The 9,161-nt window shown below is 72.4% G+C and carries 10 protein-coding genes and 1 pseudogene; 3 read left to right on the forward strand and 8 right to left on the reverse strand.

The window, feature by feature from the left end; genetic code table 11:
* From AOK00_RS15745 to AOK00_RS15755, 3 genes are all read right to left on the reverse strand, one after another.
* Positions 1-765 (reverse strand): alpha/beta hydrolase (locus AOK00_RS15745; protein ID WP_107097396.1); only part of this gene is annotated, 765 nt, incomplete at its 3' end.
* A gap of 91 nt (positions 766-856) precedes the next feature.
* Complete coding sequence (locus AOK00_RS15750) at positions 857-1,900, reverse strand: S66 family peptidase (RefSeq protein ID WP_055600939.1); 1,044 nt, start codon at positions 1,898-1,900, stop codon at positions 857-859.
* A 4-nt stretch (positions 1,901-1,904) separates the two neighbouring features.
* Entirely contained in the window at positions 1,905-2,678 is a 774-nt protein-coding gene (locus AOK00_RS15755; protein WP_055600940.1) for a GNAT family N-acetyltransferase, read from the reverse strand.
* Between the two features lie 509 nt (positions 2,679-3,187).
* Here AOK00_RS15755 and AOK00_RS15760 point away from each other — a divergent pair.
* Entirely contained in the window at positions 3,188-4,342 is a 1,155-nt protein-coding gene (locus tag AOK00_RS15760; RefSeq protein WP_055600941.1) for an adenosine deaminase, read from the forward strand.
* A gap of 173 nt (positions 4,343-4,515) precedes the next feature.
* On the forward strand, positions 4,516-4,881 hold the full coding sequence (locus tag AOK00_RS15765) for a hypothetical protein (RefSeq protein ID WP_055600942.1): 366 nt from the start codon (positions 4,516-4,518) through the stop codon (positions 4,879-4,881).
* 84 nt (positions 4,882-4,965) lie between these two features.
* Here AOK00_RS15765 and AOK00_RS15770 read toward each other — a convergent pair whose 3' ends face one another.
* The 5 genes from AOK00_RS15770 to afsQ1 all read right to left on the reverse strand — a co-directional run bounded on the left by AOK00_RS15770 (position 4,966) and on the right by afsQ1 (position 8,862).
* Positions 4,966-5,166 (reverse strand): PspC domain-containing protein, encoded by a 201-nt coding sequence (locus AOK00_RS15770; RefSeq protein WP_055600943.1) that lies wholly within the window; start codon positions 5,164-5,166, stop codon positions 4,966-4,968.
* 90 nt (positions 5,167-5,256) lie between these two features.
* Positions 5,257-5,793: a VanZ family protein gene (locus AOK00_RS15775; RefSeq protein WP_254047379.1), complete on the reverse strand. Its 537-nt coding sequence runs from the start codon at positions 5,791-5,793 to the stop codon at positions 5,257-5,259.
* Positions 5,794-6,053: 260 nt separating this feature from the next.
* The gene (locus AOK00_RS15780; RefSeq protein ID WP_055600945.1) at positions 6,054-6,662 is read right to left on the reverse strand and encodes a hypothetical protein; all 609 of its coding nucleotides are present in this window, start codon (positions 6,660-6,662) and stop codon (positions 6,054-6,056) included.
* On the reverse strand, positions 6,659-8,188 hold the full coding sequence (locus AOK00_RS15785; protein ID WP_030318348.1) for a sensor histidine kinase: 1,530 nt from the start codon (positions 8,186-8,188) through the stop codon (positions 6,659-6,661). Before AOK00_RS15785 ends, AOK00_RS15780 begins: the two co-directional genes overlap by 4 nt.
* Positions 8,185-8,862 (reverse strand): two-component system response regulator AfsQ1, encoded by a 678-nt coding sequence (gene afsQ1, locus AOK00_RS15790; RefSeq protein ID WP_017239746.1) that lies wholly within the window; start codon positions 8,860-8,862, stop codon positions 8,185-8,187. Before afsQ1 ends, AOK00_RS15785 begins: the two co-directional genes overlap by 4 nt.
* 170 nt (positions 8,863-9,032) lie before the next feature.
* Here afsQ1 and AOK00_RS40360 point away from each other — a divergent pair.
* Positions 9,033-9,161 (forward strand): annotated as a pseudogene (locus tag AOK00_RS40360) (SigE family RNA polymerase sigma factor); the annotation flags it as partial.

Genomic DNA, 9,161 nt, shown 5'->3' on the forward strand with positions numbered 1-9,161 from the left:
TGAGCCCCCGAACCCCGCCGCGAGCGGCATCCGCAGGCCCAGCGGCGGGGGAGCGGCCATCGCGTCGGCCACCGGCCGGGCGACCGGCCGGGCGAAGAGCGCGCCGAGGACGAAGTCGGCGGCGAGTGCCCGCACCTCGTCCGCGTACTGCCGCAGCGCGTGCCCGTCCGAGTGCACCTCGAACCGGCAGGTGTCACGGTTCGCCTTCTTCGCCCGTTCGGCGTACCGGAACGACAACTCCGGGTCCGTACGCGCGTCGTTCGTGCCGTGCACGAGCAGCACCCGTCGCCCCACCAGCTGCCGTACGGCCTCCGGCTCCGCCGCCACGTCGTCCTCCGGCAGCCACGGGGCGAGCGCGAGGACCGCGCCGACCGCGGCGTGCCCGGCGGCCCACAGCGCCGCCCTGCCGCCGAGGCCGTGGCCGACGAGGCAGATCGGGACGTCGCCGTAGCGCCGTACGGCCTCCGCGACGGCCCAGGAGGCGTCCGCCGCGAGGTTCGCGTCGGCGCCGTTCCAGCCGCGCCCCCGGTAGCGCACCACATGGGCGACGAGCCCCTCGGACCGGCCCGCCCGGACCAGCCGGCGCCCGATCGGCAGCATCGCCGCGTGCGCCCGCGTGGAGGCGCCCCGTCCCGACACCGGCTCGCCGTCCGGAAGGAGCAGCACCACGCCGCCCACCGCCGCCGACGTGCGGGAACCTCCAACAGGCCGACCGAGCCGGGGTCTCCGGGCGTCGGGCGGCCCCACGAGTGCGAAGTGCGCCATGACAGAACAGTCTCAGAAGGAGAGGTGTACGCCAGTCGTACGCGCGGTCTCTGTTACGTATCGTCCGGCGGGGCATCTCCCCGGCCGGACCTCAGTACGTGACGGTGATGCGCCGCGCCGGGCCGTCCACGCGGATCGCCCCACCGCACGGGAGCACCAGTTGCGGGTCCGTGTGCCCGAAGTCGACGTCGAAGACCGCCGTCGCCTCCGGCGCGTACTCACTCAACGCCCGCAGCACCGCCTCGCGTTGGGCCTTCCGGTACGCGGCTCGGGCCGGTGCCTCCAGGGGCTGCTCGAAGCTCCAGCTCTTGGCCCGGGCCACCAGGACGGCCGGGAACTGCCGCAGCAGCCCGCGCTCTCCCATGTTCCGCAGGATCCGGTACACCTCATCGGCTCCCGGCATCTCCTCGGAGGTCTCGATGAAGAGCACCTGCCCGGCGTACTCCTCGACCGGCCGGATCTCCCTGTCGGCGATCAGCATCCAGGCCAGGATCTCCAGGCAGCCGCCCCAGCCGATCCCGGTGACGACCCGGTCGGCGTTGTGCCAGAACCAGCCCTCGCCGGGTTCCATCACCGGTTCGCCCGCGAAGGTCTCCGGGCTCTCCCAGCGCCCGTTGATGTCGCCGACGTCCACCGCCGGGGTCAGCTCGTACGGGCCGGAGCCGAACAGCGCGGCCCGCAGCGAGTCCGCCGTCCGCGGGTGGAGCGCCCCGGGCCGGCCGAGCTCCACCATCACCGAACCGCCGTGATAGCTCACGACACCGAGGTTGCGCAGGAAGAGCAGGAGGTTGGTGTTGTCGCTGTACCCGAAGAACGGCTTGGGGTTGGCGCGGATCGACTCCCGGTCCAGATGGGGAAGCACGGTGATCTGGTCCTCGCCGCCGATGCTCGCGATGACGGCCTTGATCTCCGGGTCGGCGAACGCGGCGTTCACGTCGGCGGCGCGCTCCCGGGGTGTCGAGCCCCAGGTGCGGGTGGTCGGGTACTCGACCGGGATCAGGCCGAACTCGTTGCGAAGCCGGTCGAGACCCAGCTCGTGGGGCATGGGGAGGAGCCCCGGCAGGCCGCTCGACGGAGAGACGATCGCGACCTTGTCGCCAGGCCGCGGCTTGGGCGGGTGCACGGGTATGGACATGCGGCTAGGCCCTCTCGAAGCAGTGGATGGTGTCGGCGATGGTGAAGCCCTTCCGCCCGTACCAGCGGTGCGGCCACTTCGCCTCGTTCGCGCTCAGGAAACGGAGGCCGCAGCCGGCCTCGGCCGCCAGGTGCAGCGCCGTGTCGAGAACCCGTCCGGCGTGACCCTGCCCGAGGTGCGCCTCGGCGGTGACCAGGTCCTCGATCTGGGCGATGCCGGCCGCCGGGTCGAGATACAGGTCGGCCCACGACGCCACCTCGCCGTCCTCGGTGTGCGCGGCGAGGAACCGTACGTCCTCGGCGGCCCCGAGCCGGGTGGCCCGCCGTTCCACCAGGTGGTGGACCTCCTCGTCGGACACCCCCGGCACGAACCGGCGCCAGGCCTCCGAGGCCGGCGCGCGCAGCTCCTCGACACCCACCCTCCGGGCCCCGCCGTGCGCCGGGACCGGGCCGGTGTGCCGCATGAGGTATATGGCCGCGTGGGCGTAACCGGCGCGCTCCAGCGGACCCCGGCACGCGGCCGCGACCTCGTCGTCGATGACGTACACGAGCCGGTACGGGAGATGGCCGAGCAGCTCCTCCGCCCGCGCGGGCAGCGCCTCGGGGTCGGTCGAGCCGTCGACCAGCAGATGGTTGTTGCCCCGGGAGTGTCTGTACCGGTCGTCGAGCGCGGCGAAGCCACCGGGGAAGTCGACGACGCGGTCCGCCTGGCGACGGTGGAAGCCGGACAGGAAGCCGCGGATGCGCGGCAGTTCGGAGTTGGCCGGTCGAGAAGTCATTCCGACAGCCTAGGAGTCACCCGGTCGAGGCGGCGGGTGGATTTCCGCCCGCGAGGGCACGGCGGCGCACTCGCCGGAGATTCCGTCGTGTCCGTCTGGGCCGGCGGTCCGCGTGGCGTGGGGAATGATCGCCGCACGGGCCGCCGGTGGACTTCGGTGGCGGTCGCGTGCCCCGCGCTTCACTCCCGCCGGTGGCCGGGCGAGCGCTGTCGGGCGGGTGCTACCGGGCGGGCACGGCCGGCGCGGTCTTGCCGGTGGCGCCGTTGGTGCCGGTGGTGGCTGTCGTGGCACTGGTGCCCTTGGTGCTGGTCGCACCCTTGGCGGCGTTGGTCTCACCCGTGGCGGTCCGGTCGAGGAGCCCGCTCGGACCGACGAGCCCGGTCGGACCGAGGAGCCCGTTCTCGCCGCTGAGGGAAACGTCCCCCAGGAGCTCCGGAGCACGCGGAAGACCGTGCGCGGACCACGCGCCACAGGGCGCGCTCTACGCGCGTAGGGGCTAGCATGCGGAAATGACGAGCCAGACTGCCAGCGTCCCCTCCGCGGACCAGATCCGCCGTGCCCCGAAGGTGTTGCTCCACGACCACCTCGACGGCGGACTGCGCCCCGGCACGATCATCGAACTCGCCCGGGAGCAGGGCTATCAGCAGCTCCCCGAGACGGAGCCCGACAAGCTCGGCATCTGGTTCCGCGAAGCCGCCGACTCCGGGTCCCTCGAGCGGTACCTGGAGACCTTCGCGCACACGTGCGCCGTCATGCAGACCCGTGACGCCCTCTTCCGCGTCGCCGCCGAGTGCGCCGTCGACCTCGCCGAGGACGGCGTCGTGTACGCGGAGGTGCGCTACGCCCCCGAGCAGCACCTGGAGGCCGGCCTCACCCTGGAGGAGGTCGTCGAGGCCGTCAACGAGGGCTTCCGCGAGGGCGAGCGGCAGGCCAGGGCCAACGGCCACCGCATCCGGGTCGGCGCCCTGCTCACCGCGATGCGGCACGCCGCCCGCGCCCTGGAGATCGCCGAGCTCGCCAACCGCTACCGCGACACCGGCGTCGTCGGTTTCGACATCGCGGGCGCCGAGGCCGGCTACCCGCCCACCCGCCACCTCGACGCCTTCGAGTACCTCAAGCGGGAGAACAACCACTTCACGATCCACGCGGGCGAGGCCTTCGGGCTGCCCTCGATCTGGCAGGCGCTCCAGTGGTGCGGCGCCGACCGGCTCGGGCACGGCGTCCGGATCATCGACGACATCGAGGTCGCCGACGACGGCTCGGTGACCCTCGGCCGGCTCGCCGCCTATGTCCGCGACAAGCGGATCCCGCTGGAGATGTGCCCCTCCTCCAACCTCCAGACCGGTGCCGCGGCCTCGTTCGCCGAGCACCCCATCGGTCTGCTCCGCAAGCTGCACTTCCGGGCCACGGTCAACACCGACAACCGGCTCATGAGCGGGACCAGCATGAGCCGTGAATTCGAGCTGCTGATCGAAGCATTCGATTACACGCTCGACGACATGCAGTGGTTCACGGTCAATGCGATGAAATCAGCGTTCATTCCTTTCGATGAACGCCTGGCCATGATCAACGAGGTCATCAAGCCCGGATACGCCGAGCTGAAGTCCGAATGGCTGTTCAAGCAGACCGCCACGACCAGCGAATCTTCCCGTACGGCGGGCTGAGCACCACCCCGTCAGGAGGAACAGGGCGGCCGGGAAAAGTACGACACCCGGCCGCTTTCCGGTGTTTGCGGACCCGTCGATCACTGGTTAGGTTGCAGAGCCGCTCTGCATTCCCAGGATTTCCCCGCCCGGCTTTCCCGGAAGCCCCCGGATTCCACAAGGAAGATTTTCAGATGAAGCAGTCTGCCGCCAAGAAGCTCGGTGTCGCCGCTCTCGGTGCCGCTTTCGCCGCTGCCGCCGCCGGCACGGCCTCCGCCGCCCCGGTCGCGCCCGCCACCCCCGACGCGCTCGGCCTGGTGACCCAGACCGTGCCGCTGGGTGACGACCTCACCAAGCTCCCCGACGGCGCGGCCGAGTCCCTCGCTGCCGGCCAGGGCGCCCTCGGCCAGGGTCTCGACCAGGGCGTGAAGACCCTCCCGGCCGCCGCCGGGCAGGCCACCCAGAGCCTCCCGCTCGACGCCGCCGCCGGTGGCCTCGGCGCCACTCCGCTGGGTGGCCTCCTCGGCGGCCTGCCGCTGCAGGGCCTGCCGCTCGGCTGACCCCGGCGCCGTACACGGCTCTCCGTACGCCGAAGGGGCGCGCACCCGGTTCTCCCGGGCACGCGCCCCTTCGGCGTGGGTTCGTCACCAGGCGGTGGTGGCCTTCCGCTCGTCCGGCATGAAGATCCACAGGGCGATGTAGATCAGGAACTGGGGGCCGGGCAACAGGCACGAGACCAGGAAGATCAGACGCATCGTGTTCGCGGAGATGCCGAAGCGCCGGGCCAGGCCCGCGCACACTCCGCCGATCACGCGTCCGTCACGGGGGCGGGTCAGTGCGGCCATGGTGGGCTCCTTCGGAGTCGGTCCGGAAGCCGCTCTGCCGGGCTCCCGATGACTCCATGGTGCCGCCGGAGGGCCGTCCGGGGCGTCGGTCTACCGGGCGATCGGGACCCTGGGAATCGTCGGGGTCGCACCCTGAGACCCGTCGTTCCGCAGCAGGGCGGAACCCCGGCCCGGCCTGCTCCCCGCGGAGGAGTCCGACCGCCCCTCGTCCGACCTGCGGCGCAGCCAGGTGCGGCCGGCCGGGACGAAGAGGAGATGCGCGAGCGCCACCCCGGCGGTGTTCAGGAGGACCGAGTCCACGTCCACGACCTGACCGGGCACGGCGGTCTGCAGGAGCTCCACCGCGAGGGAGACCAGCGCGCCGGCGGCGGTCGTACGGGTGAGGGAGGCCCACCCGGAGACCCGGAGCCGTCCGTCGGCCATCGGGAGCAGGATCCCGAGCGGGGCGAGGAGCAGCAGCCCCTCGCCGATCAGCCGGGCGGCCTCGGCGGTGCCGAGGGCGAGGTCGGCGCGGAGGCCGTCGAGGGGGACGATGTTCGGCGCGGTCACCCAGGCGACGTCCCGTGGGCGCAGGCTGATCCAGGCGACGAGCAGCAGATGCGCGACGACGAGGGCGAACCCTGCCACGCGGACGACCACGGCGGCACTGCCGCCCGAACCTTGACGCTGCACGTCCCCCAAGACGCCCCGGACAACGCCCCCGGTTCCGCCGAACCCCACGCGACCTGCACCACCGCCGCACGGGACGTCACGCACCGGCCCCCGGCCCGTGCGCACGACGCCCCTCGGCGCGGGCACCCGCCTCGCCCCCGCCGCGTGCGGGCACCCGCTCCGTCCGGGGGCCCCGGACGGAGTCTGGAGGAGGAACAGGTGCCCACAAGGGGACGTCAGCTGGAGGTCGGGGCTGTGGGTGGGGTGGACTCCGGGCGTTCGCGGAGTTCGGTCGTGCAGCGGTAGCGCTTCGGGGCGTACGCGCCCGGGCCGCCGAGCAGGACCGTCTGGTCCCCCGCCCCCGCCGAGCTCGCCGCGAACGTGCAGACCAGTTGCGACAGGGCCGTCGGCGCCAGGTCCTCCGGCTGACGGCTCAGCCGCAGCGTGCCCGCCGGGTCGCCCTTGGAGCCGCCGTTCACCACCAGCGGGCCGCGGACCGCCGTCGTGAACCCGGCCCGCTGCTCGCTCTCCGAGGGCTCGGCCAGCAGCTGCGAGAGCAGCCCCGACGCCGTGCGCACCGGGTCGCCGCCCGCCTTCTCCTCCGGCCGCGAGCGCCGGTCCACCGCCTCAAGCTGCGAGCCGCAGACCAGGAACACCCGGACCGGCACGCCCTGCACCGCCGCGCCCGTGGTCCCCTCGTGGGTCACGCTGCACGGGACCCGGGACGGGGCCGCGCCGGCGTCCACCGGGACCGACGTGGTCCTGATCCCGCAGCCGGCGGCCAGCGCGGTGAGTGCGACGAGCCCGGCCACCACGGCCGTACGCCCCACAGTGCGGCGTCTCACGCTTCCTCCACCTCGCCCTGGCTGCTGCGGGTCTGCACCTCGCGGGTGATCCCCGACGCGTCGAGCGGCAGCCGCAGCACGAACACCGCGCCGTCCACCGCACCGTCCTCGCCGACCGAGTTGGCGGCGGTGATCGAACCGCCGTGGATCAGCGCGTTCTCCATGGCGATCGACAGACCGAGCCCGCTGCCTTCGGACCGCGGCCGGGACGCGCTCGCCTTGTAGAAGCGGTCGAAGACGTGCGGCAGCACCTCTTCGGGGATGCCGGGGCCGTGGTCCCGTACCGCGATGACCAGTTCGTCGTCCTCGGTGCGCACCGAGACCCGGACCGGGGAACCGCCGTGCTTCAGGGCGTTCCCGATCAGGTTCGCCAGGATCACGTCGAGCCGGCGCGGATCGAGCGGTGCCACGATGCCGCGCTCGGCGTCCAGGTCGACCGCGTCGAGCCACGCGCGCGCGTCGATGCACGCGGTGATCTGGTCGGCGATGTCCACCTCGTCGAGGACGAGCCGGGCGGTGCCCGCGTCGAAGCGGGTCACCTCCATGAGGTTCTCGACCAGGTCGTTGAGCCGCCGGGTCTCGCTGACCACCAGGGCGACCGCGGGCGCGATCATCGGGTCGAGGGAGTCCTGCTCGTCCTCCAGGACCTCCGTGACGGCGGTGAGCGCGGTCAGCGGGGTCCGCAGCTCGTGCGACATGTCGGCGACGAACCGCCGGGAGGACTCCTCGCGGGCGCTCATGTCCGCGACCTTCTTCTGCAGCGACTCGGCCGCGCTGTTGAACGTCCTGGTGAGATCGGCCAGTTCGTCGGCGCCGGTGACCCGGAGCCGGGTGTCGAGCTTGCCCTCGCCGAGCTGCTTGGCCGCCTCGCCGAGCCGGTGCACCGGACGCAGCACGGTCGTCGCGGCGACCTGCGCGAGCAGCACGGATCCGGCCACCGCGAGCGCGGTCGCGATCCCGAGCGACCAGGCGAGCGAGTTCAGGTCGGCCTTCTCCGCGGCCAGCGACTTGAACATGTAGCCGGCGGGCCCGCCGCCGTCGATCCGCGTCCCGCCGACCAGGTACGGCGTCCCGTTCCGCTCCGTACGCTGCCAGAACAGGTGGTACGGGTACGGGTTGGCCTCCGTCACCGGGCGCTCGGTGTCCACGGCCTCGCGCAGCGAGCGCGGCACGTCGGCCAGGGTGAAGTCGTCCGGGTCCGAGGCGCCGACGATCGGCTTGCCCGCGTCCCGCTCGCCGAGCAGCAGCACCTGGTAGTTGGCGCTGCCCGTCGCCATCAGTTCGGCCGTCCGCCGCAGATCCTCCTGCGTGGGCCGCAGCGGCAGCGTCGCCGCCCGGTTCTGCATCTCCTGCCGGAAGTCGTTGAGCGCCCCGTCCTGGGTACGCGTCAGCACCGCCTCGCGGTTCAGCCAGTAGGCGATGCCGGAGGCGGCGACGGCCGCGGTGAGCGCGACCAGGGCGAAGACGACGACAAGACGCAGCCGCAGGCTGGAGAGACGCAGCCGCGTGACGATCCCCTTGCTCACGCAGGAACGTCCAGCCGGTAGCCGACCCCGCGCACGGTACGGATGAGCGTCGGCGAGGACGGCACGTCCTCCACCTTGGCGCGCAGCCGCTGCACACAGGCGTCGACGAGCCGAGAGTCGCCCAGGTAGTCGTGCTCCCACACGAGCCGCAGCAACTGCTGCCGGGAGAGCGCCTGTCCGGGCCGGCGGCTCAGCTCCAGGAGCAGCCGCAGCTCGGTCGGGGTGAGCTGGAGGTCCTCGCCGTTCTTGGTGACCGTCATCGCGGAGCGGTCGATCACCAGCGAGCCGTAGGTCGCCGAGTCCGTCGACTCCCGCTCACCGCGCCGCAGTACGGCCCGGATCCGGGCGTCGAGGACGCGGCCCTGCACCGGCTTGACGACATAGTCGTCGGCTCCGGACTCCAGGCCCACGACCACGTCGATGTCGTCGCTGCGCGCGGTCAGCAGGATGATCGGCAACTGGTCCGTGCGGCGGATGCGCCGGCAGACCTCGAAGCCGTCGATGCCGGGCAGCATGACGTCGAGCACGACCAGGTCCGGCCGCTGCTCGCGCAACAGCTGGAGGCCGTCCTCACCGGTCGCGGCGGTGGCCACCCGGTGGCCCTGCCGCGACAGGGAGAGTTCGAGGGCCGTGCGGATGGCGTCGTCGTCCTCGATCAGCAACAGAAAAGGCACGGGCGACATTCTGTCGCATTGGGCCGTCCGAGTTCGACCGCTGGGAGGCGCGCTTCTGGCCCGGCCCCTGTGACACGCCTGTGACAGTCGGCGGACAACGCCATGAAGTCCGATGGGCAAGCTTCTTGGCACACGGACCGAAACACACTCCAACCGACGGGGGGCGCCGGATGAACACACTGCACAGCACCACCTCAAGCGCAGTAGTCACGCGTCTCCACGACGTCGTACGGAGCACGGAGAAGTCCGGCGCGGACGGGGGCACCTCCCGGCTCGAGCGAAGCCGAGAGCTTGGGGGA

Source organism: Streptomyces aureus (genome assembly GCF_001418135.1).
Taxonomy (GTDB): domain Bacteria; phylum Actinomycetota; class Actinomycetes; order Streptomycetales; family Streptomycetaceae; genus Streptomyces; species Streptomyces aureus_A.

Bases quoted from the DNA above. Each gene is read 5' to 3' on its own strand.
- AOK00_RS15770 (WP_055600943.1), bottom strand. From the start codon at position 5,166: ATGGCCGCACTGACCCGCCCCCGTGACGGACGCGTGATCGGCGGAGTG.
- AOK00_RS15765 (WP_055600942.1), top strand. From the start codon at position 4,516: ATGAAGCAGTCTGCCGCCAAGAAGCTCGGTGTCGCCGCTCTCGGTGCC.
- AOK00_RS15750 (WP_055600939.1), bottom strand. From the start codon at position 1,900: ATGTCCATACCCGTGCACCCGCCCAAGCCGCGGCCTGGCGACAAGGTC.
- AOK00_RS15755 (WP_055600940.1), bottom strand. From the start codon at position 2,678: ATGACTTCTCGACCGGCCAACTCCGAACTGCCGCGCATCCGCGGCTTC.
- AOK00_RS15760 (WP_055600941.1), top strand. From the start codon at position 3,188: ATGACGAGCCAGACTGCCAGCGTCCCCTCCGCGGACCAGATCCGCCGT.